Below are 26,618 nucleotides of genomic sequence, written 5' to 3'. Positions count from 1 at the left end.
GGCTCAGAACCTTTCCATCTTCGTTTTCACCTTCGCCATGAAGCGTGCCCGCGTGTCTTGCGTGCAATTGTTCATGTCGTAGTGGGCGAGGAAGGTTACCGGCGACCACGGATTGATCTGCGCGCGTAGCACCCGCTTGACGATCTTCTTCGGCGGGTTGCCGGCGACAAATGCCCGTAACGGCGTCGCGCCGTAGGTCATGACCGCGCCAAGCTTGCGGATATGGCGCAACCGAGACTGGACCTTGCCGTCCACCAGTTCGAAGGAGATGCCGGGCAGCCAGACGCGGTCGAAATAGCCTTTCAGGATCGCCGGAAAGCCGAAATTCCACACCGGCGTGACGATGACCAGTCCTTCGGCCGCCAGCAGCCGGTCGCAATGCTCCTTCACCAGCGCCGTGTTGTCGGGGTAGTCATGATAGATCATCCGGTCGTGGCGCGACAGGACAGGATCGAAACCTTCGGCATAGAGATTGCAATCATCGACCTCGTGACCGGCCGTCTGTAGGCTTTCCCGGGTGAGACGATGGAGGGCACCGCCGAAACTTTCTTCGACCGGATGGGAATGGAGCAGCAGGACGCGCATCAGACCCCCAGTGCCGCAAGGCCAGGGAAGAGATAGTTCTTGCCGGCGTTGAAATCAAAATCCGGATTGTCCCAGGCGATCATCTTGCCCGGGTTAAGCAGCCCCTTGGGGTCCGTCTGTTGTTTGAAGGCGAGCTGGGTCTTGTCCGTTTGTTTCATCCCGCCTTCTTCCAGCGTGTAGCGGTGTGGGTTGAAGATCGGGCAGCCATTGTCTTCGTGAATGCGAATGATCTCCTCCAGCCGCGCTTCGGTGGTGTAGCGCACCAGCGGCAGGCCGGAGCACTGGATGGCCGCATCGAACTTGATGAACTCGAGATGCCCCGGCACTTCGTCGCCAAAGATTTCCACCAGTTTCCCGACCTTGGCGACATGGTCTGGGCTGGGATACTGAACCTGCAGATAGGTGAAGCTCGGATCGAGCTTCAGCGCCCTCAGCGTCGTGTGGTTCCATGCCAGCTCATAGGCATGCGGAATGCCCTTCATGCTCTCGACCTTGTCGGAGCGAAACAGGATCTCGCCCTTCTGCTGGGCAACGAAGGCAGCAAATGGTTCCATCGCATGCGGCGCGATCATGATCACCACCACCGACTGGCCGCGATCACGAAGATAGGGCTTGTGACGGGTGAAATAGTCGTACGGGATCGGGGCTGCGATCGGCGCCACTTCCTTCAGCAGCAGGCCGTTCATATGGCTGAGTGCATCGGAAAAGCGCACGGCATCCATGAAGTCGTCATAGCCGACCAGCACGTCTACCCAGTCATAGGCGGGGGCAAGCGGCATTTCGACCTCGGTGATGATGCCGTTGGTGCCATAGGCGTGGCTGACCTTCTGCAGGTCCCAGCCGGTGAGGTCCAGCACCTTTGGCTCTGCTTCCATGGTGACGACGCGCAGCCGCAGGATATTGCCGAGATCACGAAGACCACCCCAGGTGATCGATCCGACGCCGCCCGATCCGCCGGCGATGAAACCGCCGATGGTCGCGGTCTGGGCCGTCGAGGGATGGAAACGCAGTTCTTGGCCGGAATGGGCCTTTGTCGCCTTGTCGAGCTGGGCAATGATAACGCCGGGCTCGCAGACGACCTTTCCGGACTGAATGGATTTGATTTTGTCCATGCCGGCAAGGTTGAGGATAATGCCGCCGGAGAGCGGCATGGCCTGGCCGTAATTGCCGGTGCCGGCGCCGCGCGGGGTCACAGGAGCTCCATGCGCATAGGCAACCTTCAGGACGCGGATGACCTCCTCTTCGGACGTCGGAGACACGACGAGATCGCCGGTGACGTTTTGGAGCTGCGCCTTCAGGATCGGCGAATACCAGAAGAAGTCGCGGCTTTTCTGGCGCACCAGCGCCGCATTGTCCTCAACGGCGATGCCGTCGAGTTCCTTCTTGATCGCTGCATAGTCGGGCATGTCATGCTCCAAGGATCGGGTCGAGTTCGCGGTAGTCCGGCAGGCTGCGGTCGATGCCCATGCCATTCCGCATCACGATGCGGTCGGCCTGCGGACGGGATAAAAATTCGCTCCAGCGACGGGCGCTGAACAAAACAAGATCGGCGGGGCCTCCGACGGCGATACGGCCAAGGTCCGGTCGGCCAAGAATGTCGGCAGGCGAGATCGTGACGACGCGGGCCGCATCCGTCAGCGGATGATCGAGATGCAGGATGCGCACCGCCTCGCGAAAGACTTCGACCGGGTCCATGTCGCCATAGGCATAGAAGGGATCGCGGGTATTGTCCGACGATACGGCCGTTGCCACCCCGGCTGCCGCGAGCTCATGAAACAGCGTCACTCCGCGCCAGCGTGGCGTGCGGCCCGGATGCCTGTCCTGCAGATACATGTTGCACATCGGCAGGGAGACCACGGATATGCCGGCCCTGGCAACGAGATCGATGGTTGCCTTTGCGACGTGTTCGTCCTGTCGTGCAAGCGAGCAGCAATGGCCGACGGTGACGGCACCCTGGAACCCATTGCGCAGCTTGGCCTCGGCGATGGTCTTCAGCGTCAGTACCTGTCGGTCCTCGGTCTCGTCGACATGCAGATCGATGTCGAAGCCGTTGTCCGCGGCGGTGCGAAACAGCAGGTCGAGGCGTCCCTTCAGATCCGGCATCAGATAGGTGACACCGCCGAGGATCCCTTGGTGTTCCCGAATGACCGAGACGAGATCATCGAAAAACGGCGCTTCGAATATCTTGTCGAGCGGGAACAGCGCAACCGCCTGCAATGCGATCCGATCTTTCCATGCCTCCCGAAGCTCTGAAAAGACCTCGAAGGAAATGCGATGCTGGGGGGCGATGGAATCGAGATGGGTCCGGATCAGATGCGTGCCGTGGGCGTAGGCTGCGCGCAGCGAAAAATCCATCCGCGTCCTGATGTCGCCCGCCGTCCAGTTGGCCTCGCGATCGATGCCGACATTGTCGAGTGCCCCCATGAAAGTGCCGTCAGGGTTGGGGCGACGCGGCCAGATGTGGCCCTTGTCGAGATGGGTGTGCATGTCGGCAAAACAGGGCCAGACCATGCCTTGGCGCAAATCAGCCTTCGGCAAGTCCACCGGAGCAGTGCCCGCCGGTAAAACGGCATCGATCCTTCCATTGGAAATCACGATATCTACCGATGCCAGGCCTTCGACCGCCGGACCGGTGGGTGCGGTCACGGCGATCGCTGGCACCGTGGCATTGCTGAGCACGAAATACTGACCGTCCGGCAGGGAAACGAATGGGTTCGACATCAGTTTTCCCTTTTCAGGCTGCTTTCGTGCCAGCGATGCAGGCTCAGCCAGGAGATCAAGGAGGTCAGCGCGAAGATCGTCACACCCAGCAGCGACAAGAGGATCAGCGCCGCAAAGAGGCGCGGAATGTTCATCCGGTACTGGGCTTCGAGCAGGCGGAACGCGAGGCCGGAACCGGCGCCGGCGGAGCCTGCCGCAAATTCCGCAACGACGGCCGCGATCAGTGCCAGGCCACCGCCGATGCGCAGACCGGTCATGAAATAGGGAAGTGACGCGGGAAGCTTGAGATAAAGCAAAGTCTGCCACCGCGAGGCGCCGTAGAGATCGAACAGATTGAGCAGATTGTGATCGACGCTTTTCAGCCCCTGCACCATGTTCGACAGGATCGGAAAGAAGGCGACAAGGAAGGCGCAAATCAGCAGGGCCACCTGGGTCGAAGGCGCATAGATCAGGATCAGCGGCGAGATCGCGACGATCGGGGTGACCTGCAGGATGACGGCGATCGGGTAGAAGGCAATCTCGACCCAGCGTGACTGAACCAGAAAAACCGCGAAACCCACCCCGCCGATGAGGGCGAGCAACAGCGACAGCAGCGTGATCTTGGTGGTCACCCACAGTGCCGGCGCCAACGTATGCCAATCTGTGAACAGTGCTGTGGCAACCGCGATCGGGCTCGGCAGGATATAGGGCGGTACGCCGGAAACGGTGACGCCGACATGCCAGATCAGCACCATGGTCGCCAGCACAAAAAACGGCACTAGAATGCGCAGCACGAGGTCGCGGTGCGTGTTGCGGTCCGAGGAGGAGATATTCGTGGAGCTATCCGGTGCCTTGTTTTGTGTACGCATCAGTGCTCCCCCGATCCGATGGCTTCGAGCAACATGGTCGAGACCTTTTCGCAGGCCTGCCGATAGTCCTCCGATGTTCGGTAGAGGGCGTCGCGCTCCAGGCTGGTGTGCAGCGGAAAATCGGCATGCACACGGCCCGGCCTTGCCTTCATCACTACGATGCGATTGGAGAGATAGGCGGATTCAAATACCGAATGGGTGACGAAGATCACGGTGATGCCGGTTTGCTTCCACAGGCGCAGCACGTCGTCATTGAGCTTCTGGCGGGTGATTTCGTCGAGTGCGGCGAAAGGCTCGTCCATCAACAGCAGCTTCGGCTTCGTCACCAGCGCACGGGCGATCGAGACACGCATCTTCATGCCGCCGGAAAGCTCGCGCGGATAGGCATCGGCGAAATCCGCAAGACCGACGGTCGCGAGTGCTTCGAGGATCTGCGGACGGGCAGCGGCGTTCGAGATGCCGCGCAATTTCAGCGGAAGATGCACATTGCCGAAGACCGTCTGCCAGGGCATGAGTGTCGGCTCCTGAAAGACGAAGCTGATGTCGCCGTCCGGCAATCCGCGGGAATTGATCCTCGAACTCGGCCAGTCGATCGTGCCCGACGAGGCGTCGCCGAGACCGGCTATGATTCGCAGTGCCGTGGATTTGCCGCAACCCGACGGCCCCAGCAGGCTAACGAACTCTCCGCTTTCCACGACGAGCGACATATCCGAGAGCGCCTGCGTACCGCTTGAAAAGCGCTTCGAGACCCTGTCCATGACAACCAGTGGCCGTTTGTGTCCTTCGGTGGACCGCTTCAGCCCGCGTGCTTCTTCCAAAATCATTGCTGTCCCGGCTGCTCGACAGTTGCTGTGTCCCGCCGCCGGACCGGCGGCGGGACGATCAGTGTGCTGTTATTTCTTCAGTGCCATGCCGACGCCCTTGCAGGCAAACTGCGCCGCAAATGCCTTCTTGTAGTCGGTTTCAGCCTTGAAAAGCTTCATGGCAACACCGTCATCGAAGAACTTCTTGTATTTCTCCTCGGTGATGCAGCCGATCCCCTTTTCAAGCGCTGCGCCGGATTCGAGAATGCCATATTCCTTCATCTTGGCGATCGAATAGGCGATCTGCCCATCGGTCATTTCCGGATTGTCGGTCTTGATCAGGGCATTGGCCTTGGCATTGTCGCCGTAAAGGTAGTTGTACCAGCCCTCGATCGAGGCATCGACGAAACGCTGCACAAGATCCGGCTTGGTTTCGACGAGCGATGCCTGTGTGGTGATCATGGTCGAATAGGGGGAATAGCCACTGTCGGCCAAGAGGAAGACTTTCGGCGTCCAGCCCGCCTGCTTCTCGATCTCGTAGGGCTCAGACGTCAGGTAACCCTGCTGGGCCGATTGTTTGTCGGCGAGAAAGGGTGCAGGGCTGAAATTATATGGCTTGTACTGTTCGTCCTTGAAGCCGGGAAAGTTCGCCTTCATCCACTCGAAATAGGTGAGGTAGCCGTCCTTGCCCATGAAGATCGTCGGCAGCTTGGCCAGATCCTCAAATTTCTCAATTCCCTGATCTGGATGTGCGATCAGGACCTGTGGGTCCTTCTGGAAAATAGCGGCGACATCGACGATTGGAATCCCCTGTTCCGTAGCGGAAATTTCGCTCTGCGGGCTGCCCATGTAAAAATCGATCTTGCCGGAAATCAGCAACGCGCTGTTGGCAGCGTTCGGCCCGCCCTGCACGATGGAGACATCGAGGCCGTATTTTTCATACGTGCCGTCGGCGACCGCCTGGTAAAAGCCGCCGTGCTCGGCCTGCGCCAGCCAGTTGGTGCCGTAGGTCACTTTGTCAGCAGCTGCTGCCTGGGCGAAGGTCGCGACCACGGCGCCGAGGCCAACCATGACAGGAAGTGCAGTCGATTTCAGTAGAGTGCGCATTCTGCGTCGTTCCCCTTTGATGCAACAGGCGGTCGTCATTGGCCGCCCATTTTCTCCATTTGAGCTGTTGCCTTGCTCTTTGAAAAGCATCAAAATTCGTCCACATTGATGCTTTTTAGGCATCTGTCTGCGCGCTCTTCTCGGAGCCCCGCCCTGTCCTGCGAACGATGAAAGACCGGACCGATGCTGCATTCCCGAAAACTGGACTATATCAATGAAATCGCGCGTTGCGGATCCATTCGCAAGGCTGCCGCGCGCTTGAATGTCGCGTCCTCGGCGATCAATCGCCAGATCCTGGCACTGGAGGCGGAAATTGGCGTGCCGATCTTCGAGCGACTGCCGCGCGGCCTGCGGCTGACGGCCGCGGGCGAACTGTGCATCGAGCATATTCGCGACGTTCTGAAGAACTACGAGCGACTGGAATCGCGCATTCGCGGCCTAAAGATGCCGCAGGCGGGTAAAGTGTCGATGGTGACAACAGTCGGGCTTGCGGCAGGGCCTTTGCCGGAAATCATCGCCAAATTCGTCGGGCAACATCCCCGCGTGCGTATCCAGCTGCGCAACGATGGCGGTTCGACAACCCTTCACCCGGTCTTGACCGGCGAAGTCGATATTGGTCTCGGCTTCAACATTCCAGCGACGCCGGGCATCCGCACGCTGGCGAATTTCGATGTGCCGATCGGTGTCGTTCTTCCACCGGGACACAGACTGGCGGGCAGCGGTCCGATCAGTCTGGTGGATGTTGTGCAGGAACGGCTGGTGCTGGCGCAAACAGGAACCAGCTTACGGGACGTTATCAATCTGGCCTTGGCACCACTGCCTGTCTCGGTGGAGCCGGTTGTCGAAACCAATGCGTCGGAGATGCTCAAACAGTTGGTCAGGTCGGGCACGGGCTTGACGTTGCTCAATCCGCTGGATGTCATTGTAGAATGCCGCCGCGGCGAACTGGTGTTCCGCCCAATCGTGGAAACGCATTCCCGTCAGCCTATGAAGCTGTTTGCGCGGGCGCGCGCGCCGCTCGACGCCCCCACCAGCCTGTTCATCGAGTATCTGATGTCGGAACTGCTGGCGATGATGCAGGAACTGCAAGCCAAAGGCCATATTCTGGCGTCGGAAAAATGATGCCGGAGCCCGGCTATCTCGAATAGAGATTGGAAAGCGGGTAGTGCGTCAGATCGTCCAGAAGGTTGATGAAGCCCTTCGCCTGGTGGCTGGCGATCAACTCCCCCTTTTTCGCCGTGCCCAGCGATGCATTGCCAACAACGCCGTTGGGGTTCAGATCATGGGCGATCCATGCCAGTGAGTGCGGCGGCAATGGCTGTAAATGGTGCGTGTTTTCCTTCATCCATTCTGCTTTGGAGGCGAAGTTTTCGGCTTTGTCCATATGAACCAGATCCGGGCGGAAATGCAGCATCATGGACGTTTCCATGTCGCCGCCGTGGATGCCGAACTTCTGCTCGTGTTCGCTGATCAGGCCTTCCGGGCTGCCGAAACGTGACCACTGGGTAGCAACAACCGCCATGGAAAAGCGCACCCTCAATTCGCGGGCGACGATATTCATGATGTCGAGGTTGCCGCCGTGAGAGTTGACGATCACCATCTTTCGCACGCCTGCTTCGGCGACCTTGGCACCGATCGCTGTCCAGGTCGGAATGAGGAGCTCTGCGCCAAGCGACAGGGTCCCGGGTCCGTAGATATGCTCGTTGGCTTTGCCAATCTCCTGCGTCGGGAGGACGAGCACATCCAGGGTTTCAGGCAGCTTGTTTCGTACCTCTGCCAGCATGCCGTTGGCGATGGTGACGTCGGTGGAGATCGGCAGATGCGGACCGTGTTGCTCGGTCGAGGCGATCGGCAGGATGGCAATGGTTCGGTCGACCGGCAACTGGGCAAAGTCGGCAGTGTTCAACTCGTTCCAGAAAAAGGGTCTTCCCATGGCCTCGTCTCCTTTTTTATCACCGTAGGCGAGGAATACGAGAATAGTATGCGCAACGAAAAGCATCAATTTGCGTCCGGCACGATGCCTTTTTGCGTTCGGATTTTATCGATGTCGGTGGCATCAGCATCGCGATGGCGGCAAGCAGGCACGCCAGGAATACGCGATATGCAAGGAAAGCCACGGAAAAATAACCGCAGGAGCCTCCGTCTCGCGAGCAGACGAGAGAAGCGCGAACGGATGCGCCAGACCGGGCGTGTGCCTTGATACGATCCAACCGGCGCAGGTGAAGTCACCTTCTCAAGATGAGGTTTCTTAACGGCTGTACATTGGCGCCTGGGATCCAGGAATTCGCGTTGGGAGTACCGAGGATACTGCCCATAAATTCGACGCGCGCTACGCCTGCCCGTTAAACAAAGCCGAGCTACTTGACCTTTGCTAAACTGGTGTAGTAGTGGTCATACCAGTGGAGGCCAGTTGTGAATTCAGTCGTAGTCGATGAAGAGGCAGAAGTTGCAGGCACGGAAAAGGTGCTCGCGTTCTTTCGTGAGCAACTGCTGGCCGGAGTATTGAAAGAGGGAGATCGGCTTCTCGGAGAACGGGAACTCTCACTTACGCTGGGTGTGTCGCGACCTGTGCTGCGCGAGGCGCTACGCTCACTGGCAAACCTCGGTTTTCTCGACATCCGACATGGCAAGGGCGCATATGTGCGCAAGGCGGACATGGCCGTTCTCGGCGACTTCCTGACTTTCTGTCTGGCTCAGCAGCCCGATATGATGGACGACATCATGCAGGCACGTATCGCCATAGAATGCCAGGCGATCCGACTTGCCTGCCTTCGCGCAACCGACGGTGATCTCTCTCGTATCGGAAGCCTGCTTGCGCACCTGATGGATACGCTGGGCGACGCCGAAGAAGGAGGCGCGGCCGATTTTGCCTTCCATCTGGCACTCGTCGAAGCCAGCCGAAGTCCAGCCCTTATCACGATCTACCAGTCCATTGCGACATTGCTCAAACGCAGTCACGTCAATCGGCGCGTGGAGACACACGATACCAGTGGAATCCACGATTATCTCGTGGAGGCCCATCGCGAAATCTATCTCTGCCTTTTGTCGCGCGATCCCGATGCGTCGGAAGACAAGCTTAGACAGCATTTTGCCATCGGCGACGAGCTCCGACGCAAGAGCTACATCGCCGCGTTCACGAAGAAGGATCTGCCGAAAGAGGAGTGACGCAGATCAGTCTTTTATCCAAGGAGGAGGAAGAACATGCTTAACTTACTGAAGCTCGGTGCCGCGACCCTGGTCGCGCTGGGGACATCGCTTGCGGCGGGCACTGCGTCAGCGGCCGATTTACGCTACGCGCATGTCGGCGCGGAAGGCGATATCCAGACCGTCTACGCCGCGCAAGCCGCAGAGGGGATCAAAACCGCGACCAACGGCAGCGTCGCGGTCACTGTCTATCCAGCCAGCCAGCTTGGCGGTGTTGCCGAGATGGTTGATGGCGTTCGCATGGGGTCGATCTCCATGGGGCATCATGACTTCGCCTCGCTTGCCCGCTTGGTCCCGGAGGTCGCAGTCTTTAACGCGCCATTCATCTACCGCGACGGGGCACATGCACTGGCTGCAACCGATCCGCAAACATCGCCGGCCCTTCAGGCGGTCAATGAGAAATTGATCGCACAAGGTGTGCGCATCATCGGCCGCATCTATCGCGGCGACCGGCATATCTCGTCCAACTTCGCGGTGAAGACGCCAGCCGATCTCGCTGGCAAGCCGTTCCGTGCCGTGCCGCTCGAACTGTGGGTCTCCATGGTGAAGGGTTTTGGAGCCATTCCAACCCCCGTCGAAGTCGCTGAACTTCCCACCGCACTTATGACTGGCGTTGTCGTCGGCCAGGAAAACCCGTTGACGATGATCGCGTCCAACAACCTCAACGAGGTGCAGTCGCATCTGGCCATGACGGGTCACATGCGGGCGGTGCTTGCAGTCTTCGTCAATGAGGAAATCTGGCAGGGCATGAGCGAAGAACAGCGTTCGGCGATTACCAAGGTGCTTGATGACGAAGCCAAGAAATCGCTTCAGATGGCAACAGAGTCCGAAGCTAAGCTTGTTGAGGATCTCAAGGGCCGTGGAATGACTGTCATCACGGAGGCTGAGGGACTTGATATTGGCGCTTTCCGTGAAAAGGTAAGTGCTCAGGTGAAACAGGATTTTCCTGACTTCGATCCGCTGATGGCCCAGATCGAGGCCATTAAGTAACGATCGAAAATGCAGGGGCGGCATAACGGCGCCCCTGCGACAGATCCCTTTTCCCGTCAACGGAGTTTGCAAGATGCGTCTCCCTGAACGCGTCCTGACGGCAATCGTCGCCCTGTTTGTCGCCGGACTTGTACTCGTGCCTACTGCGCAGATCGTCATGCGCAACCTCTTTACCCTTCCGTTTATCGGCGCCGAGGAATTGACGCGCTTTTTGCTGATCTGTCTTGTGTTCTGCGCCTACCCTCTCGTCGTGCAGAACGGCGAAAATATTGTCATGGGAGAAATCAAGGCTGCCCTGCCCGCCCGCCTACGCGCCATCATCAATGTCAGCATTTCGCTATCCGGCATCGCTGTGACCGGCTTTATCGGATGGGTGACGGCAATGAACGTCTCCAGAAACCTTGCAAATGCCACGCCCACACTCGGCATTCCATTCTGGATCTTCCTGGGAGCGGCACTGTTCGGCTTCACCGGTGCTGCCGTCGTTCATCTGATCCATCTGCGCAAACCGCCGCAGGCGGATAAAAACATCGCAGTCTGAGGAGCACCCATGGGTTTTCTGGTCGTCATCGCCTTTCTAGGGCTTTTCATCCTCGGTTTTCCGGTCGTCTATGCCATCCTGTTGCCATCCATTGCCTATGTGCTGATAGAAGGCCTGCCCCTTGGATTGCTGGCGCAGCGGATTACCTACGCGCTGGATTCATTTCCCCTCGTTGCCGTGCCTCTGTTCATTTTCGTCGGCAACCTGATGAACCTTTCCGGCATCACGGACCGGATTTTCCGCTTCGCCTATACCCTGGTTGGCCGGATCCCCGGTGGCCTGGCGCAGGTAAACGTCTTTGGCAGCCTGGTATTTTCAGGCATGTCTGGTGCCGCGCTTGCCGATATCGGCGGCCTTGGTCGCATCGAGATCGACGCGATGAAGAAGCGTGGATTCAACCCTGCCTTCGCGGGTGCCGTCACCGCAGCCTCCGCCACGCTGGGGCCGATCTTTCCGCCCTCAATTCCACTGATCGTCTATGGATCGGTGACCAGCGTTTCGATCGTCCAGCTTCTGGTCGCAGGCATTATGCCGGCCATTGTCTGCACAATCCTGTTGATGCTGACCGTCCTGATCGTGGCCATTCGGCATGGCCATCCCCGCGCGGAGCGCTGGCCAACACTCGGTGAAATCGCCGCCACCTTTATGCCCGCCCTTCCCGCGATGGTGGCGCCGATCCTGATGGTCGGAGGAATGATCGCCGGCGCGTTCACTCCAACGGAAGCAGCTGCGATGACGGCCGTGTACGTGATCTTCATCAGCTCCGTCGTTTACCGCGAGTTGACCCTCGCTCATCTTTGGCACTCAGCCGTGCTAACGGCCCGTAGTTCCAGCGCCATCCTCATCATCGTTGCGTCTGCGGCTCTGTTCGGATGGATTCTGGCCGTTGAGCAGGTCCCCCAGACCTTCGCATCGGCACTACTGGGTCTGTCGGACGATCCATTGATGCTGCTGATCATTGCCAATCTGATCTTCTTCGTCGCTGGCATGTTTCTCGATTCGACAACAGCCACCCTGCTCCTGGTTCCAATCATCGCCCCACCGCTGGTACTGGCCGGTGTCGATCCGGTTCAGCTCGGCATTGTCGCAGTTTTCAACTTGATGCTGGGTCTGTTGACACCACCCATGGGACTGTCGCTCTTTCTCGTGTCTGACATTGCCAAAGTGTCAGTCCGCCAACTGCTAAGGGCTCTTCTTCCCTTCTATATACCGCTTCTGTCCACACTGATGATCCTGACCTTTGCAAAGGATTTCACACTGTGGCTGCCTCGCATGATTGCTCAATAACTGGAGAAACCAACAATGCGCATCGTCATCGGTTCTGACCACGCCGGCTTTCCTCTCAAGTCCACGATTGTGGACCATATCAAGTCACTGGGCCACGACGTGGTGGATGTGGGTTCCTACAATCCTGATCCCGTCGATTTTCCCGACGTGGCAAAAAATGTAACGGCTTCGATAATAGCAGGAACTGCCGAGCGCGGCTTGCTGGTCTGCGGTACTGGCGTCGGTGCATCGATCGCTGCAAACAAGGTCAAGGGCATCCGCGCGGCCGTTTGCCATGACGTTCATTCTGCCCATCAGTCGGTGGAACACGACGATGTAAACGTTATGTGCATCGGCGCTCAGATCGTCGGTGCATGGCTTGCAACCGATCTCGTCGATGCGTATCTCAAGGCGGAATTTTCATCTGATGAAGACTTCCGGCGCCGTGTTCGCAAGCTCGCCGAGATGGACGATCAGCGCTAAATTGAGCCAGGTCGACGCGGTCACATTCGTCGTTTTCCGCAACGATTGCCACCCACTCATGGGCTAACAGGAAACGCTGACCGCTCGCCACCCGGCGGACGTGCCCAGGTCGTTCGTCGTTCATGATGTCTATGGCCAAGACACCGTGAATATTGTCGCCTGTTGAGCCAGACCCGCTACCGTATCCCTGACAGGCACAACACTGATTTAAAGGATGTGCAATGGTGACCTAACGCAGCCGCTGATGAGGCTCTCCATCGGGCAACGCACGCTGGCCACCGCCGGGCTATCGCTGCGCAAGATCCCATTGAAGTAACTGCGCTTCCTAAGATGAAAATACTGGTCCGCATAAAGTGAAATCGCAGTCGTCCGATAGAGTGCAGATTACCGCATGATCAATTGATGGAACCGCCCCCACCACCTTCCGCCATTGCCCGCACATCAGTGGATTGCCGCGTTCAAAATTGCAGTCGCGGTCGCGTCCTCCCGGGAAAATTCCGCTGCGATCGTGCCCCCTTTGGCAACCAGGATGCGATCGGAAAGATCGAGTATCTCCGGCAGATATGACGAGATCAGGATGACGCCCGCGCCTCCCTCGGCAAAATCGCGGATTATCTTTCGGATTTCCGCGATCGCGCCGACATCGACGCCGCGCGTTGGCTCATCAAAGATGACCAACCGCGGCTTCTGAGCAAGCGACTTGGCGATGACGACCTTCTGCTGGTTACCGCCGGAGAGATGCAGAACGGACTGGTTCTCGCCGATGCTGCGGATCGAAAGTCGCTCCGACCAGATTCGGGTGAGATCCCGCAGCTTGCCAAGTGGAACGACAAATTTACCGCGACCGAATTTGGCAAGCCAGCCAAGCTCGATGTTCTGGCGGATGCTCATGGTCTCAAAGAAGCCATCCAGCTTGCGGTCTTCGCTGACATAGGCAATGCCGTCGGCGATGGCCTGGGCCGGCAGCGTGTAGCGGACCTCGCGGCCATCCAGCCAGATCCTGCCGCCGCCGAAATTGCGCTTGGTATGACCCATGACGACCTTGGCCATCTCGCTTCGGCCCGAGCCGATCAAGCCGGCTATGCCGGTAATTTCACCCGGGAAGACCGAGAAGGACATGTTGTTCACCATGCTACCCATCCTGAGGTTTTCGACACGCAGCACCGGCAGAGCGGAACCCGGGCGTTGCCGGGACGATGACGGAGGCCCGGGAATATCCAACAGATCCTCGCCGACCATGTGGTGAATGAGCCGCGGCCGGTCGAAATCGGTCGCAGGCCCCGAGGCGACCAACCGTCCGTTGCGCAGTACCGATATCCGGTCGGCATGGGTCAGTGCTTCCTCAAGGGCGTGGGAAATGAAGATCATCGCCACGCCGCGCTTCTTCAAGGAGCCCATCAGTTCGAACAGATGTTCGGTTTCCTCAGGCGTTAGGGCGGCCGTCGGCTCGTCGAGAATGATGATGCGTGCATCGTTGAGCACGGCACGGGCAATTTCGACCATCTGGCGCTTGGCGGCCGACAGTGAGCCCGCCAATTGGGTGGGGTCCACATTGAAATTAAGCCGTTGCAACACTTGCCGTGCAGCGTTGCGAACCTTGCGGACGGAATTGAAGGTGCGCTCGCGGCCAAGGACAATGTTTTGGGCGACCGTCAGTTGCGGAACGAGGCTGGTTTCCTGGTAGACCATCGAAATGCCGCGACGGCTGGCATCCTTGGGTGCAGAGAAATTTACCGCCTCGCCATCGACCCAAAGCTGCCCATCCGACGGCGTGACGACGCCGGCAATCAGCTTGCAAAGGGTCGATTTTCCCGCGCCGTTTTCGCCGGCGAGCGCATGGATCTCACCTGGATATAATTCAAAGCTGACGCCATCCAGGGCGGCGATACCGCCATACCGTTTGGTTGCATTTTCCAGAAAGACAATGGGTTTTGGCTGAAGATCCGTCATGTCAGAGGCCCCAGGTTGAGGATTTCGCCGCTCGCCTGGCTGACTGCGATCACGTCGCCGTTCCAGATGACTGCATCGCTGATGGCGTGCCGACGACCATTGGCACGCGATTGCATCGAGCCCATCGGCATAAAGTTCTCATCCAGCGTGATCAGCAGTCCGTAGGAAAACGAGGGCGCCCAAGGTTTGATCTCGCCAAACAGACGTGTTGCCCCGAGTTCGATGGGGAAATCATGGCTGAAATCCGGGCTGGCGCGCGGAGAGATCCAGTGCCTCGGATCGATCGTTTCCTTCATTTCCTCGACAAAGCTGCGCTCCGTCCGCAGAAATTCGATCAGCGGGTCACGCCTCGACAAACAGGCGAGCAGATAGCCCTGCTGCGTTTTGCGGAGACGGCCGAGATAGGCCGGAAAGCCGCCGCGATGGACCTGGCCGGATACATCGACAACACGAGCGGTATCAAGCTCGGTCAGAGCGATTTCCCCGCGTCCATCCCGGCAGATGCCCATTGGGCAACTGAGGTTACGGGCGATGACCCGCGTGGCGCCGTCCCTGGCATATCCGGTGACAGTGCCTGCCTGTCCAGCCTCCCACGGTGCCATGGCCAAGGCCTCTTGGGCGCTGGCATAGCCATTCCTGACGACAGCGATTTCGTCTTCAGAGAGGAACATGCAATCGCTGACTGCACCGGCACCGGATCCGGGTCCACCCGCTGGAGCCGGCCATGCCAGCGGCTGGCCCCGTCGGTCATGAACCCGAACCTCGCCGCTTTCCAAGCCGACTGCGACAAGTCCGCCCGGGCTTGTCGCAAGCGCCGTGACGGTTTGGTCCAACGCGATCCAGGGGCTCGTAGCATCTGCCCAGCGATCGGCCACCAAGACCGACGTTCCCGAGGAGATCAGCAGACGCCCATCAGTTGAAACCACCAGCGCATCGGGTCGGGCGACGGCAATGGCAAGGGCCTCGTCGAGGCGACTGTTGGGGCCGAGAATGCCCTCCAGCGTCATCGCCGGAGGCTCCGAGACACGCGATTTGAAGAAAAAACTCATGATTTGCCCCAATAGCTTTCAGGCCCATTCCAGTCCGGATTGGCGTGACCAAGCACCAGCCGGCCGATCTTGTTGTTGGTAACACCGCCCAGATAGAGAGCGCCCTCATGCTCACGCATGGAGGTAATCATGTAGAGCGGCCCGCTCGCCTCATCCCAGAGTGCATCGACAACCCGGCCGGTGCCGTCGATCTTCAGCACACCGCCAATGTTGAGATTGCCGAACAGCCAGTTGGTCGGGGGCACAAGCTTGGTCATGCGCCGCCGAAGTCCGGGGTGTTTCATGGCAAGGTCGATCACCGGATTGCGCATGCCGGCCAGCGCGATCCAGTAGCCGCCATCGGATGCGCGGTTGATGTTGTCGGGATAGCCTGGCAGTCCGTCGAGAAAGACCCTCGGCCCAGCCTTCATATCGGTGAGGTCGAATGCGAGGATGGCGCAGTCCCAGGTGCTGGCGACGAGGAGATGACGGCCATCATGCGTGAGGCAGACGCCATTGGGGAAGACCAGGTTGTCGCACACGGTGCGCGTCTTTCCGGTCGACGGATCATAGCTCAGCAGACGTCCGTTGGGACGCCCCTCCAGGAGGTCGAGACCCCAGTTCTCGATATCGTAACGTTTCGTAGCGTCCGTGAAGTAGACGACACCATCCGGTGCGATATCGAGGTCGTCGGCCATGCGGATGACTGTATCGTCCTGGACGCTGAACAGCGAGCGCTCGGTCTGGTCCGTCAGCAGTTCGACCGTGCCGTCCATGCCGACGCGAACGAGGCCCATGCCGGCGACACAGGCGACAATCCTGCCGTCGCGGTCAAAGGCGAGGCCAAGCGGTCGGCCGCCAATCTTGGCGAGCGGCTCGGCGCGCGCGCCGCCACCCGCCGCCAACCGCATGATATAGCCGTCGCGCGTGCCACAGTAGAGATTGCCGTTCCGGTCGAGGATGACGTCTTCCGGACCGTCCACTTCGCCAACGGCCAGAAGCGTTGCATGGGTAAGCTTTGGCGCAATTTCATGGGGCATCAGGCCGGCCATGCCCTTGACCGCTTCAACGCTCAGTCTCACCGGATCGAGATAGGCGGAGGCGAGCAGGCGGTGACGGTTTTTGCGGAACCGCACATCGATTGCGAGGATCGTTACCAAGATTGCGCCCATGCAGAACTGGACAAAATCCCCGCGCAGGCCAGCATTGATAAGGGCGTTGTTCAGGATGTAAACGGTCAGAAAGCCGATCAGCACCGAAACGACGGCGCCCCGGCCTGGCACGAAACCTCCCAGTCCGACAACGAGGGCTGTCAGCGCGAAGAATTCCATGCCGATACCGGTGTCGGAGCCAATGCTATTCTGGCGGGCGGCGAAAAGGAAGCCGGCCATTCCGACGATCAGGCCGGCCAGAACATAGGCGAGGAAAATGGTTAGCTTGACATGGATACCGCCATGACGGGCGGCCTTGCGATTGCCGCCGACCGCCAGCACATGCCAGCCGAAACGCAGCTGGCGAAACATTACGAAAATGGCGACAGCGACAACAAGCAGTACCCAGAAGCCGACCGGCATGGTCAGCAGTTTTTCAAAGCCGATGAAGTCCCAGGCATCGTCGATGCGGGCGCTTGTCGATATTTCCACCAGGCTGGCCTGCGAGGCGAGCGTGTAGAGGCCGCGTACGGTGATCATCGTGCCGAGCGTCGTCAACAGCGCGCCACAGCCGACGATGCCGGCGAGCAGCCCGTTGACGGCACCGATCACAGCGCCGCAGACGAGACTGAGCCCGAGAACCGCCGGCACGGGCAGTCCCAGGATGTGAAAGCCATACAACGCCACGAAGGCCGACATGGCGAAGTTCGAGCCGACCGAAAGGTCAATGCCTCCGACGGCCACGACGACCAGAAGCGCCAGCACGATCAGGCCGCCGTCTGCTGCATACTGGGCGAGATTGCGCAGGTTCGATGCGACGAAGTAGTCCTGGGTACTGAGCAGGACGCCGATGAGGACGCACACAAACGCTGAAAAGGGTATCGCGCTCTCGACCCATCCCTTTGACAAGAGGTCAGAGATGATCCGCCGGGACGAGAGCACGACAAGCGGCACCTGTCGCTTCGGCAACCGTTTGAAATCGATCGTTGCAGTCATTACAGGGTCCGTGACTATGGAGGATGCGGGATGGGCCGGCCCTGAATGGGGCCGGTCGGTTGGTCAGATGCGTTACATCTTCCAGCACAGGTCGGGCGAATAACCCTCGCCGGCCTTGATGATCTTCATCGGCGACTCGATCGACAGCATGGCGCCAGGGCCATTCGCGCCCTGCAGAAGCAGGTCGATGATCGTGCCTGCATCACGCCCCTGACCGTCGGCGTCATAGCTCCAAATGCGATCAAGCACCTTCTCCTCTACCGCCTTGCAGGCGACCGAATCACCACCGCCGGTCGCATAGACGAGCACTTTGTCCTCAAGTCCGGCATCCTTGACTGCATTGCCGGCACCCATTGTGTGCACGTCCCAATGGCCGAAGATGGCGCAGAGGTCTGCATGCTGCTGCAGGACAGTTGCGGTGATCTGGCGGGCCTTTTCCGGCTCCCAGTCGGAGGCCTGGTTGGAGACAACCGAAATTTCCGGATGTTGCTCGAAAACCTTGAAGGCGGCCTCGTTCATGATGACGCTGTCGGCGGCGGTCAATTGTCCGGGTATGATTGCCACCTTGCCGGACTTGCCGCTGTCCTTGCCGCATTCCTTGACGATATCTTCTGCAATTTCCCGGCCGATCCGCTCCCAATTGGCCCCGACGAAGGCTGCCGACGGTTGATTGGACTGCAGGTTGATCTGCAAAACCTTGATGCCGTCAGCTTCGGCCTGCTTGATTTGACGTGACAACAGTTGCACGGTCGGATTGTGCACGACGAGCAGATCCGGCTTTTCGCTGATGGCCTTGGCGAGCAATTCGGCCATCACGCCGGTGTTGAAGGCCGCGTCTCGAACGTCGATCGTATAGCCATAGATTGCCGCATGTTCCTTCATGCGGCGAACCCATCCCTCGGTCAGCGATACGCCCATCGAAATCGGCACGAAGATGACCTTCTTGCCGGCGATGCTGCTCTCGGCCTGGGCCAATCCGCCGCTTGCCAGCGCAGCACAGGCGCCAATCAGCATCGCCGACAGGCTCCTGCGAAATGTGTGTCCCAATTTTTTCAACTTAGTCTCCTCCTTGGTTGAATGGTATTGTCAGAGATCTCCGACGGTATCCGTCTCCGTGTCGCGGGGGTTGAGATACCGGTCAGCAACGATGGCCGTGATCAGGACGAGGCCTTTCAGCACGTCCTGTGTCTGGGTCGAAAAATCGAGAAGCGTCATGGCATTGCGCAGCACCGCGATCAGCGCGACACCGATCAGGATGCTGCTCACCCCGCCGCGCCCTCCGCGCAGCGGTATACCGCCGAGGACGACGACGAGGATGACTTCGAACAGCAGGCTGCCATTGGTGACTGTGCGAAAATCGACAGTGCCACTGGCCGAGGCGACCACCAGCCCCGCAATCAACGCCGTCAGCGCGGCGAAGACATAGATCATCAGCGTCGTGGTGCGGACCGGCAGTCCGGTCAGGCGCGCTGCCTGGAAATTGTCACCCATCGCATAGATCGTGCGTCCGGGAATGGAGTAACGCAGCAGCAGCCATGTGGTGGCCAGCGTCATGGCCATCAGCATCACCGGCACCGTCAGGCCGGGCAACACACTGGCCGACAGGAACGCCACGGCGGGATTGCTCTTGGGCAGCAGAAGCAGGTATTCGCCGCGAAGGATGCCGAAACGAAAGAACCCGGTGATCAGCATCGCGGACGCAAGCGTGGCCAGTATCGCCGGGATTTCGGCATAGGCTGTCAGCCAACCGTTGACGAGCCCGACCAGCGCCATGACGAACACGGTCAGCGCAAACGCACCCGGGCCGCTCAGTCCGACATTGATCAGAATGCTGAAGGTGGCGGCGCCCGCGACCATCTGAGCAATCAAGGACAGATCGAGGCCGCGCGAGATGATGACGACGGCCATGCCGCAGCTGAGAATCACCAGGGAGGCGGAGTTGGAAAGGACCACGCGCAGATTGCCGAGCGTGGCAAAGCCATCGATCGTCGCGGCAAAGACAAGGACCAACAGCACGGTCGCCACCAGCACGACCGTGCCAAGCATATTTGTCCTGTTCGTGCCGCGTCCGACTAACATACGCAGATCAACCATTGAAACTCACCTTGTCAGCACCTTTGGTGGTAAGAATCGCGCGTGCCTCTTCGGGCGTAGCAATTTCCAGCGACAGTTCTTCTAAAATCCGCCGGATCTTGAGAACCTGTGCCGCGCAGGATGGCGCAAGCACGCCGGGACCGAGGAACAGACTGTCCTCCAGCCCGACGCGCACATGCCCACCCATGATTGCGCCCATGGTGATCAACGACATCTGATGGCGACCGGCACCCAGCACGGAGAATTCGTAGTTCTGTCGCCCGAACAGCCGATCGGCTGTCGAGCGCATCAGCATCAGGTTTTCCGGATCGGCATTGAGGCCGCCAAGTATACCCAGCACACATTGCAGAAAGATCGGCCCGCGCACGAGACCCTCGTCAACAAAATGGGCGAGGTTATAGAGATGGCCAACGTCATAGCATTCGAACTCGAAACGCGTGCCGTGCTCGTCGCCCAGGAGGCGCAGGATATGGCCGATATCTGCGAATGTATTGCGGAAGATCAGCGCCTCGGAACCTTCGACATAGGGCTGTTCCCAGGCATGCTTCCAGCTGGTGATGCCGCGGGCCGCGCGATGGAAGGAAAAATTCATCGAGCCCATGTTCAGCGAGCAGAGCTCCGGCTTTGCCGCCATGGGGTAGGCCAGCCGCTCTTCGAGCGTCATGCGGGTGCTGCCGCCGGTGGTGATATTGATGATGGCATCGGTCGCCTCGGCAATGCGCGGTACGAACCGATCAAAGATCGCCGGGCTCGGAGTCGGGCTGCCATCTACGGGATTGCGCGCATGCAGATGCAACACGGCGGCACCGGCCTGCGCCGCTTCGATCGCCTGCTCGGCAATCTGGTCGGGCGTGACCGGCAGATACTCGGACATCGTCGGCGTGTGAACCGACCCCGTGACGGCGCAGGTGATGATGACCTTGTTCTTTCCGCTCGCTCTCACTGCTTTTCCCTTCCGTTCACAGATACTCAACATTGCCGTCGACGCTGATGGCCTGACCGCTGATGTTGCGCGCCAGTGGCGATGACAGAAACAATGCGAGGTTGGCCACATCCTCGGCATCGACCATGCGGCGCAAGGAAATGCGTTCGAGATAGGCCTGGCGCATCTGCTCAATGCCGATGCCGAGAATGATGGCACGTTCTGCGATAACGTCTTCCATGCGAGGGCCACTGACGACGCCGGGGAGGATCGCGTTAACGCGGATTCCATCGGGTCCAAGTTCCGGCGCGAGCGATTTTACCATTCCGACAATCGCCCATTTCGTGGCTGCATATGGCGCGCGATACGGATAGCCGAGCCGTCCTGCGACCGAGCTCAGCGCAAGGATTGACGGTGTCGGGGATGCTTTCAGCAGAGGCACGCAACGTTTGGCAAAATAGAAATGGGACTTCAGATTGACGTCGATCGTCCGGTCAACGTCTTCATCTGCATAGGCGGCCACAGGTCCCGTCGGGCCGGCAATGCCAACATTGCTGATCAGAACGTCGAGCCCGTCCCATTTGCCACCGACATCCGTGATGGCCCGGTCGACATCAGCTGCATTCGATGCGTCGCCGACGCTCGCGGATAGTCGTGTGTCCTCAGACAAGGCGCGCTGAATGGCCGCCTCGTCGATGTCCGTGATATGAACGAGGCTGCCCGCCTCTGCGAACGCGCCGGCGATTGCGCGGCCGATACCGCTTGCGCCGGCAGTCACCAGGACACGCAAGTCGCACACGTCCATGACGCGCCGCTCGTCGCTCTTCATAAGGCTTTCCCCCTCTTGCGGTCTCCCCACCGCATCGTCCTCGTCAACGAGGTCTTTACTCCGTCACGCTGCGGCAACAACGCCCCTCCAGGCTTGCAGCGCTCCGACCAGACACATGGTTGCACACTTTTCACTCACCCACAAGAGAGTGAATATTGACTTGGCGACTGACCTGGCTCATCTATCGTCAGAATGGCCGCATCATGGGAAGGCGGTCGGGAAGGAATTCATGTATCCCCTCATTGGCAAGTTTCATCCGCTCGGGCCGGACCTTTGCAACGCATATGCAATTCCGTCGCGGCGTACCGCCTTCATCGTCGGAGCCAGATGATGACCGACGGCAGAATGCAGTCTTTTTCGCTGACACTCGACAAGTTTCTCGTTCACGGCGCCAAATGGCATGACAAGGCAGACGTGGTCACTGCACAGGAAAATGGCGAGGTGCAGCGGGTCACCTATGGAGCGCTGATGAACCGCGCCCGACACCTTTCCGCCTTGCTGCAGAGACGCTCAATCCAAGCTGGTGATCGCGTCGCGACCCTTGCATGGAACACGGCAGCGCATGTCGAGGCATGGTATGGCATCATGGGCATGGGGGCGGTATGCCACACACTCAACCCGCGCCTTGCTACCGCAGACATTGCCGCCATGCTGCGGCAATCGCAGGCGCGCATCCTGATCGCAAGCGCCGATCTTCTGGGTCTCGCCGAGGCGGTGGCGGATGCTGCCCCTGACGTCACCACAATCCTGACGATCGATGGGGACACACCGCACGATGCCGGCAAGGGCCGGATCCGACCCGAGGCCCTGGAGCCGCAACTCTTCGACAATGACGGCGCTTCGGTCGAGTGGGGCTGTTTTGACGAGATCGCGCCAAGCGGTCTTTGTTTTACCTCGGGAACGACGGGAGCGCCCAAGGGAGTCACCTATACACATCGGTCCAGCTATCTTCATACCCTGAGGCTGCTGCAGGCAGATGTCTGCGCCATCAGTGTCAGGGACACGATCCTGGCGTGTGTGCCGATGTTCCATGCCAATGCCTGGGGACTACCGTTTGCAGCACCCGCTGTCGGCGCAAGGCTTGTGCTTCCCGGTCGCCGTGCCGATGGCCAGAGCCTCGCCAGGTTGATCAACCAGGAGGGTGTCACCCTTGCAGTTGGGGTGCCGACGGTCTGGCTCGGCCTGGTCGAACACCTGGAGACCCACGGCGGAGAGGTTCCGTCCCTGCAACGCATCCTGGTCGGCGGCGCGCCCCTTCCCCCCGCGTTGATGGAGCGGATCGAAGCCCGTCTCGGCGTCATCATCCAGACGAGCTGGGGCATGACGGAGCTCTCGCCCTCTGGCACGGTTGCCCATCCCCATGCCGAGCGGCGCGATGCTGCCCTCTCCGGCAAACCGGCGATCGGCCTGGATCTGCTGCTGACCGACACCGAGGGACATCCGCTGCCTGAACAACGCAATGTCGAGGGTCACCTGCGCGTACGCGGCGCCGCCGTGGTCGAACGCTATTTCGGCCAGGACACGGCCGCCACCGACGCCGATGGCTGGTTTGTCACCGGCGACCTTGCCCGCATCGATACCGACGGACAGTTGATCATCACCGGTCGATCCAAGGACCTCATCAAGTCCGGCGGGGAATGGATCAATCCGGCCGAAATCGAAGCCATTGTCGGCGCCTTGCCGCAGGTGTCGCTCGCTGCCGTCATCGGCTGCATGGATTTGAAATGGGGGGAACGTCCTCTACTACTGGTTGAGATGCGCCGCGACGAGGATGCCTCGGACGCGGAACTGCTCGCCTCGCTGAAGGGACGCGTCGCGTCCTGGTGGATCCCGGACCGCGTCGTCCGCTTGAGCGCCATGCCGCGGGCAGCGACCGGCAAGATCGACAAGATGCAATTGAGAAATCAGTATGGCAACGCCTGAGGGCCGGGCCACGGGGAGCGAGATCATGAGAGAAGCCGTCATCGTCAGCACAGCCCGCACAGGCATAGGCAAGGCCTATCGCGGTGCATTGAATGCCACCAAATCGCCCAGCCTGACCGGCCACGTTCTCGAAAAGGCGATCCAGCGGGCGGGCATCGAGAGCAGCGAGATTGAAGATTTCGTTCTCGGCACGGTGCTGTCGGCGGGTACCGCCGGGATGAACCTTGCCCGCAACGGCTTGTTTGCTGCGGGCTGCCCGGCATCTGTTTCCGGCCAGACCATGGATCGCCAATGCGCCTCTGGCCTGATGGCGATTGCGACGGCTGCCAAGCAGGTCATTGTCGACGGCATGGACGTGGTCGCGGCCGGTGGTCAGGAAAACATCTCCGCCGTGCAGGATAGCTATTTCTCCTGGGGGCTGAAGGAAGCCGACCCGGCGGTCATCGCCCGGGTTCCCCACGCCTATATGCCGATGCTACAGACGGCGGAATTCGTCGCGCGGAAATACGGCATCAGTCGCGAGGCGCAGGATGCCTATGCGCTGCAGTCACAGCAGCGCACCGCAGCAGCTCAGGCTGCCGGACGTTTCGATGCCGAGATCGTCCCATTCTCCACCACCATGCTGGTGAAGGACAAGGTCACGGGAGACAGTGCCGAGCGCGCCGTGAACCTCGACCGCGATGAAGGCAACCGGCCAGAGACGACGGCCGATGGTCTGGCCGGCCTCAAGCCGGCCGTCGAGGGTGGCGTCATCACCGCGGGCAATGCCAGCCAGTTGTCCGACGGGGCCTCGGCGTCGATCCTGATGGATGCGAAACTGGCGGAGCGACGCGGCCTCGAGCCGCTCGGCATCTATCGCGGCATGGCTGTCGCCGGCTGCGCGCCGGAGGAAATGGGCATCGGCCCGATCTACGCCATTCCGAAGCTGCTCAAGCGGCACGGACTGAAGGTGCGCGACATCGGTTTGTGGGAGCTGAACGAAGCCTTTGCCGTACAGGCTCTCTACTGCCGCGACTTTCTGGAAATCGACCCGGATATCTACAACGTCAACGGCGGCGGCATCTCGATCGGTCATCCCTACGGCATGACCGGTGCACGGCTCGTCGGCCATGCGCTGATCGAGGGCCGGCGACGCGGTGTGCGCTACGTGGTGGTCAGCATGTGTGTCGGCGGGGGCATGGGCGCTGCCGGACTGTTCGAGGTCAACTCCTGACGGACACGAGCCCTGCACGGCGGACAATGTGCGGTGGAGATTGACCTGCCCGATCCACCGCGCCATTAATCGACGCGGACAAATCGCGCACGCGGTCACGCCTGCCCGCAGGATGGCCCGGTCCTGGCCAGGGCACGCGAGGCGAAGTCCCGCAGGGGCTGGGCCCAGCCTTTGTCCGATCGTCATTGCCCACCCGGCAGTCCTAGCAGAGAGGTCTTTTCTTGCCCGTTGAACGCAAACCCACGCCGAAGAAGTCCGTCCGGGCCGAACGGCGCGCTGAAATGATCGAGCAGATCCTCGACACGGCAGAGAGCCTGTTTTCCAGGCACGGGCTTCACGGCGTCACCCTCAAGGATGTCGCCAAGAGCATCGGCGTGCACCACACGCTGATCAACTACTATTTCGATGACAAGAAACAGCTCTTCGACGCCGTCTTTTCCCGCCGTGCCTCGGTAACCAGCGAACGACGCATGATGATGCTCGACGCATACGATGCGAACACGAAAGGCAAGCCGACCGTTGAGGGTGCTCTGCGCGCCTTCCTCGATACTGACCTGGATCTCTACATTGAAGGCGGCGAGAACTGGAAGAATTATGCGGCTTTGGGCGCCCAGGTCGCCAACACGCCCGAATGGGGGGCGGAGATGATGGACAAGCATTTCGACCCCGTGGTGCTTCGCCTGATCGGCATTCTCAAAAAAGCTCTGCCGGACTGTGCGGAGGAGGACATCTTCTGGGGCTATCACTTTGTCACTGGCGCACTGATGCTGACCCTCGCGCGCACGGGCCGCATCGATAAGCTTTCAGGCGGCCTGTGTCGCTCTGACGATCTTCCTGCCGTGAAATTGCGCATGGCGACCTTCATGGCGGCTGGGTTCAATGCAATCTGCCACCCGCGCCACGAGACCGACGCAGCCCCTTCCTCAAAGGCCTGATTCCGTTGAAAACCGGCCGCGGGAGATCGCAGCCCTAAAGAACCGCTTGCAAATATTTCATTAATTCACTAGTGAGTGAATGTAATGAACCATAGGAGCGGGAGGAATGGCATGAAGCTCAAGGGCCGTACGGCGATCGTCACCGGCGCTGGGGGAGGGCTCGGCCGTTGCCATGCTCTGCAGTTGGCCCAGCTGGGCGCCAGCGTCGTCGTCAACGATCTCAGCCAAGCGGCAGCCCAGGCGGTGGCAGACGAGATCATCGCCAGCGGTGGCGACGCGATCGCCTTCGCCGCATCCGTAACCGACGAAACCGGGGTGGCGGACATGGTCCGGGTGACGATGGATCGCTGGGGACGCATCGACATCCTCGTCAACAATGCCGGCATCCTGCGCGACAAGAGCTTCGCCAAGATGGACATGGCGGATTTCCGTCTTGTGATCGAAGTCCACCTCATGGGCGCTGCGGTGTGTTCCAAGGCGGTCTGGGAGATCATGCGCCAGCTGCAATACGGCCGTATCGTCATGACCACATCGTCTTCGGGCCTTTACGGCAATTTTGGTCAGTCGAACTACGGTGCCGCGAAGATGGCGCTGGTCGGGCTGATGCAGACCCTGGCCATCGAGGGTGAAAAACACAATATCCGCGTCAATTCGCTGGCCCCGACCGCCGCGACATCGATGACCGAAGGCCTCTTGTCGGCCGAGGCCCTGGCACTTCTCGGCCCGGAGCGGGTCAGCCTCGGACTGCTGGCGCTGGTTGGCGAAGACGCGCCGACACGGGCCATCCTGTGCGCGGGCGCCGGACATTTCGCTGCGGCCAACATCACACTGACGGCGGGCGTGCAGGTCGCTGACGGCCCTCAGGCCGCGGATGATGTCGTCGCATCCTGGAGCAGGATCAGCGATCGCAAGGGAGAAGTCGTGCCGGCCTACGGCTTCACCCAGGCAGAGCGCGAACTCGAGAGTGCCGGACGCTCGATACCAATACTCGCCGCACGCGGTTGAAATCTGCCGCTCTGGAGGGAGCGG

Annotated in this window: 24 protein-coding genes; 10 read left to right on the top strand and 14 right to left on the bottom strand. The window is 60.0% G+C overall.

The annotated features are described in order from the left end of the window. Positions 1–3: 3 nt before the first annotated feature. From LQ231_RS20255 to LQ231_RS20230, 6 genes are all read right to left on the bottom strand, one after another. Positions 4–585 (bottom strand): NAD(P)H-dependent oxidoreductase, encoded by a 582-nt coding sequence (locus tag LQ231_RS20255; protein WP_230173547.1) that lies wholly within the window; start codon positions 583–585, stop codon positions 4–6. Continuing rightward, a complete protein-coding gene (locus tag LQ231_RS20250; RefSeq protein WP_230173546.1) occupies positions 585–1,991 on the bottom strand; it encodes an FAD-binding oxidoreductase in 1,407 nt (468 codons plus the stop codon). The genes LQ231_RS20255 and LQ231_RS20250 overlap by 1 nt, the downstream gene beginning before the upstream one ends. A 1-nt stretch (position 1,992) precedes the next feature. After that, on the bottom strand, positions 1,993–3,306 hold the full coding sequence (locus LQ231_RS20245) for a cytosine deaminase (RefSeq protein WP_230173545.1): 1,314 nt from the start codon (positions 3,304–3,306) through the stop codon (positions 1,993–1,995). Beyond that, entirely contained in the window at positions 3,306–4,154 is an 849-nt protein-coding gene (locus LQ231_RS20240) for an ABC transporter permease (protein ID WP_230173543.1), read from the bottom strand. Before LQ231_RS20240 ends, LQ231_RS20245 begins: the two co-directional genes overlap by 1 nt. Next, a complete protein-coding gene (locus tag LQ231_RS20235; protein WP_230173542.1) occupies positions 4,154–4,978 on the bottom strand; it encodes an ABC transporter ATP-binding protein in 825 nt (274 codons plus the stop codon). Before LQ231_RS20235 ends, LQ231_RS20240 begins: the two co-directional genes overlap by 1 nt. Before the next feature lie 69 nt (positions 4,979–5,047). Then, positions 5,048–6,064 (bottom strand): ABC transporter substrate-binding protein, encoded by a 1,017-nt coding sequence (locus LQ231_RS20230; protein ID WP_230173541.1) that lies wholly within the window; start codon positions 6,062–6,064, stop codon positions 5,048–5,050. Between the two features lie 183 nt (positions 6,065–6,247). On the opposite strand from LQ231_RS20230, the gene LQ231_RS20225 reads away from it, so the two are divergent. Beyond that, a complete protein-coding gene (locus tag LQ231_RS20225; protein WP_230173540.1) occupies positions 6,248–7,186 on the top strand; it encodes a LysR family transcriptional regulator in 939 nt (312 codons plus the stop codon). Between the two features lie 13 nt (positions 7,187–7,199). On the opposite strand, the gene LQ231_RS20220 is transcribed toward LQ231_RS20225, so the two are convergent. Further along, on the bottom strand, positions 7,200–7,997 hold the full coding sequence (locus LQ231_RS20220; RefSeq protein ID WP_230173539.1) for a creatininase family protein: 798 nt from the start codon (positions 7,995–7,997) through the stop codon (positions 7,200–7,202). A 479-nt stretch (positions 7,998–8,476) separates the two neighbouring features. Here LQ231_RS20220 and LQ231_RS20215 point away from each other — a divergent pair, with 479 nt between their 5' ends. The 5 genes from LQ231_RS20215 to rpiB all read left to right on the top strand — a co-directional run bounded on the left by LQ231_RS20215 (position 8,477) and on the right by rpiB (position 12,548). Then, complete coding sequence (locus LQ231_RS20215; protein ID WP_230173538.1) at positions 8,477–9,229, top strand: FadR/GntR family transcriptional regulator; 753 nt, start codon at positions 8,477–8,479, stop codon at positions 9,227–9,229. 36 nt (positions 9,230–9,265) lie between these two features. After that, positions 9,266–10,258 (top strand): TRAP transporter substrate-binding protein, encoded by a 993-nt coding sequence (locus LQ231_RS20210; protein WP_230173537.1) that lies wholly within the window; start codon positions 9,266–9,268, stop codon positions 10,256–10,258. Between the two features lie 73 nt (positions 10,259–10,331). Then, on the top strand, positions 10,332–10,799 hold the full coding sequence (locus LQ231_RS20205) for a TRAP transporter small permease (RefSeq protein WP_113139682.1): 468 nt from the start codon (positions 10,332–10,334) through the stop codon (positions 10,797–10,799). A gap of 9 nt (positions 10,800–10,808) precedes the next feature. Then, positions 10,809–12,086, top strand: a complete 1,278-nt coding sequence (locus LQ231_RS20200) for a TRAP transporter large permease (RefSeq protein ID WP_230173536.1) — start codon at positions 10,809–10,811, stop codon at positions 12,084–12,086. A gap of 15 nt (positions 12,087–12,101) precedes the next feature. Further along, on the top strand, positions 12,102–12,548 hold the full coding sequence (gene rpiB / locus LQ231_RS20195) for a ribose 5-phosphate isomerase B (RefSeq protein ID WP_230173535.1): 447 nt from the start codon (positions 12,102–12,104) through the stop codon (positions 12,546–12,548). 441 nt (positions 12,549–12,989) lie between these two features. Here rpiB and LQ231_RS20190 read toward each other — a convergent pair whose 3' ends face one another. From LQ231_RS20190 to LQ231_RS20160, 7 genes are all read right to left on the bottom strand, one after another. Continuing rightward, complete coding sequence (locus LQ231_RS20190; RefSeq protein WP_230173534.1) at positions 12,990–14,498, bottom strand: sugar ABC transporter ATP-binding protein; 1,509 nt, start codon at positions 14,496–14,498, stop codon at positions 12,990–12,992. Continuing rightward, positions 14,495–15,547 carry a hypothetical protein gene (locus LQ231_RS20185; protein ID WP_230173533.1) on the bottom strand — a complete coding sequence of 351 codons (1,053 nt, stop codon included), beginning with the start codon at positions 15,545–15,547 and terminating at the stop codon, positions 14,495–14,497. The genes LQ231_RS20190 and LQ231_RS20185 overlap by 4 nt, the downstream gene beginning before the upstream one ends. Continuing rightward, a complete protein-coding gene (locus tag LQ231_RS20180) occupies positions 15,544–17,673 on the bottom strand; it encodes an SMP-30/gluconolactonase/LRE family protein (RefSeq protein ID WP_230173532.1) in 2,130 nt (709 codons plus the stop codon). The genes LQ231_RS20185 and LQ231_RS20180 overlap by 4 nt, the downstream gene beginning before the upstream one ends. Before the next feature lie 72 nt (positions 17,674–17,745). Continuing rightward, entirely contained in the window at positions 17,746–18,729 is a 984-nt protein-coding gene (locus tag LQ231_RS20175; RefSeq protein ID WP_230173531.1) for a sugar ABC transporter substrate-binding protein, read from the bottom strand. A 30-nt stretch (positions 18,730–18,759) separates the two neighbouring features. Then, positions 18,760–19,719, bottom strand: a complete 960-nt coding sequence (locus tag LQ231_RS20170; protein WP_230173530.1) for an ABC transporter permease — start codon at positions 19,717–19,719, stop codon at positions 18,760–18,762. 40 nt (positions 19,720–19,759) lie between these two features. Beyond that, positions 19,760–20,710 (bottom strand): 3-keto-5-aminohexanoate cleavage protein, encoded by a 951-nt coding sequence (locus tag LQ231_RS20165; protein WP_290371378.1) that lies wholly within the window; start codon positions 20,708–20,710, stop codon positions 19,760–19,762. Positions 20,711–20,726: 16 nt separating this feature from the next. Further along, the gene (locus tag LQ231_RS20160; protein WP_230173528.1) at positions 20,727–21,518 is read right to left on the bottom strand and encodes an SDR family oxidoreductase; all 792 of its coding nucleotides are present in this window, start codon (positions 21,516–21,518) and stop codon (positions 20,727–20,729) included. 330 nt (positions 21,519–21,848) lie between these two features. Here LQ231_RS20160 and LQ231_RS20155 point away from each other — a divergent pair, with 330 nt between their 5' ends. The 4 genes from LQ231_RS20155 (at position 21,849) to LQ231_RS20140 (ending at position 26,594) form a co-directional block, all read left to right on the top strand. After that, positions 21,849–23,441, top strand: a complete 1,593-nt coding sequence (locus tag LQ231_RS20155; protein WP_230173526.1) for an AMP-binding protein — start codon at positions 21,849–21,851, stop codon at positions 23,439–23,441. Between the two features lie 25 nt (positions 23,442–23,466). Then, positions 23,467–24,654, top strand: coding sequence for an acetyl-CoA C-acyltransferase (locus LQ231_RS20150; protein WP_230173524.1), 1,188 nt, complete (start codon positions 23,467–23,469; stop codon positions 24,652–24,654). Positions 24,655–24,875: 221 nt separating this feature from the next. After that, positions 24,876–25,589 carry a TetR/AcrR family transcriptional regulator gene (locus LQ231_RS20145; RefSeq protein ID WP_230173522.1) on the top strand — a complete coding sequence of 238 codons (714 nt, stop codon included), beginning with the start codon at positions 24,876–24,878 and terminating at the stop codon, positions 25,587–25,589. A 111-nt stretch (positions 25,590–25,700) separates the two neighbouring features. Continuing rightward, positions 25,701–26,594 carry an SDR family NAD(P)-dependent oxidoreductase gene (locus tag LQ231_RS20140; RefSeq protein ID WP_230173520.1) on the top strand — a complete coding sequence of 298 codons (894 nt, stop codon included), beginning with the start codon at positions 25,701–25,703 and terminating at the stop codon, positions 26,592–26,594. Positions 26,595–26,618 lie beyond the last annotated feature (24 nt).

Origin of the sequence: Rhizobium sp. CECT 9324 (assembly GCF_918741265.1) — a bacterium.
Classification (GTDB): domain Bacteria; phylum Pseudomonadota; class Alphaproteobacteria; order Rhizobiales; family Rhizobiaceae; genus Allorhizobium.
This window is presented reverse-complemented; position numbering and strand designations above follow the sequence as displayed.

Excerpts from the sequence above, each read along its gene's own strand:
- LQ231_RS20255 (WP_230173547.1), bottom strand. The coding sequence starts at position 585 with ATGCGCGTCCTGCTGCTCCATTCCCATCCGGTCGAAGAAAGTTTCGGC.
- LQ231_RS20250 (WP_230173546.1), bottom strand. The coding sequence starts at position 1,991 with ATGCCCGACTATGCAGCGATCAAGAAGGAACTCGACGGCATCGCCGTT.
- LQ231_RS20245 (WP_230173545.1), bottom strand. The coding sequence starts at position 3,306 with ATGTCGAACCCATTCGTTTCCCTGCCGGACGGTCAGTATTTCGTGCTC.
- LQ231_RS20240 (WP_230173543.1), bottom strand. The coding sequence starts at position 4,154 with ATGCGTACACAAAACAAGGCACCGGATAGCTCCACGAATATCTCCTCC.
- LQ231_RS20235 (WP_230173542.1), bottom strand. The coding sequence starts at position 4,978 with ATGATTTTGGAAGAAGCACGCGGGCTGAAGCGGTCCACCGAAGGACAC.
- LQ231_RS20230 (WP_230173541.1), bottom strand. The coding sequence starts at position 6,064 with ATGCGCACTCTACTGAAATCGACTGCACTTCCTGTCATGGTTGGCCTC.
- LQ231_RS20225 (WP_230173540.1), top strand. The coding sequence starts at position 6,248 with ATGCTGCATTCCCGAAAACTGGACTATATCAATGAAATCGCGCGTTGC.
- LQ231_RS20220 (WP_230173539.1), bottom strand. The coding sequence starts at position 7,997 with ATGGGAAGACCCTTTTTCTGGAACGAGTTGAACACTGCCGACTTTGCC.
- LQ231_RS20210 (WP_230173537.1), top strand. The coding sequence starts at position 9,266 with ATGCTTAACTTACTGAAGCTCGGTGCCGCGACCCTGGTCGCGCTGGGG.
- LQ231_RS20205 (WP_113139682.1), top strand. The coding sequence starts at position 10,332 with ATGCGTCTCCCTGAACGCGTCCTGACGGCAATCGTCGCCCTGTTTGTC.
- LQ231_RS20200 (WP_230173536.1), top strand. The coding sequence starts at position 10,809 with ATGGGTTTTCTGGTCGTCATCGCCTTTCTAGGGCTTTTCATCCTCGGT.
- rpiB (WP_230173535.1), top strand. The coding sequence starts at position 12,102 with ATGCGCATCGTCATCGGTTCTGACCACGCCGGCTTTCCTCTCAAGTCC.
- LQ231_RS20190 (WP_230173534.1), bottom strand. The coding sequence starts at position 14,498 with ATGACGGATCTTCAGCCAAAACCCATTGTCTTTCTGGAAAATGCAACC.
- LQ231_RS20185 (WP_230173533.1), bottom strand. The coding sequence starts at position 15,547 with ATGAGTTTTTTCTTCAAATCGCGTGTCTCGGAGCCTCCGGCGATGACG.
- LQ231_RS20180 (WP_230173532.1), bottom strand. The coding sequence starts at position 17,673 with ATGACTGCAACGATCGATTTCAAACGGTTGCCGAAGCGACAGGTGCCG.
- LQ231_RS20170 (WP_230173530.1), bottom strand. The coding sequence starts at position 19,719 with ATGCTTGGCACGGTCGTGCTGGTGGCGACCGTGCTGTTGGTCCTTGTC.
- LQ231_RS20160 (WP_230173528.1), bottom strand. The coding sequence starts at position 21,518 with ATGAAGAGCGACGAGCGGCGCGTCATGGACGTGTGCGACTTGCGTGTC.
- LQ231_RS20155 (WP_230173526.1), top strand. The coding sequence starts at position 21,849 with ATGACCGACGGCAGAATGCAGTCTTTTTCGCTGACACTCGACAAGTTT.
- LQ231_RS20150 (WP_230173524.1), top strand. The coding sequence starts at position 23,467 with ATGAGAGAAGCCGTCATCGTCAGCACAGCCCGCACAGGCATAGGCAAG.
- LQ231_RS20140 (WP_230173520.1), top strand. The coding sequence starts at position 25,701 with ATGAAGCTCAAGGGCCGTACGGCGATCGTCACCGGCGCTGGGGGAGGG.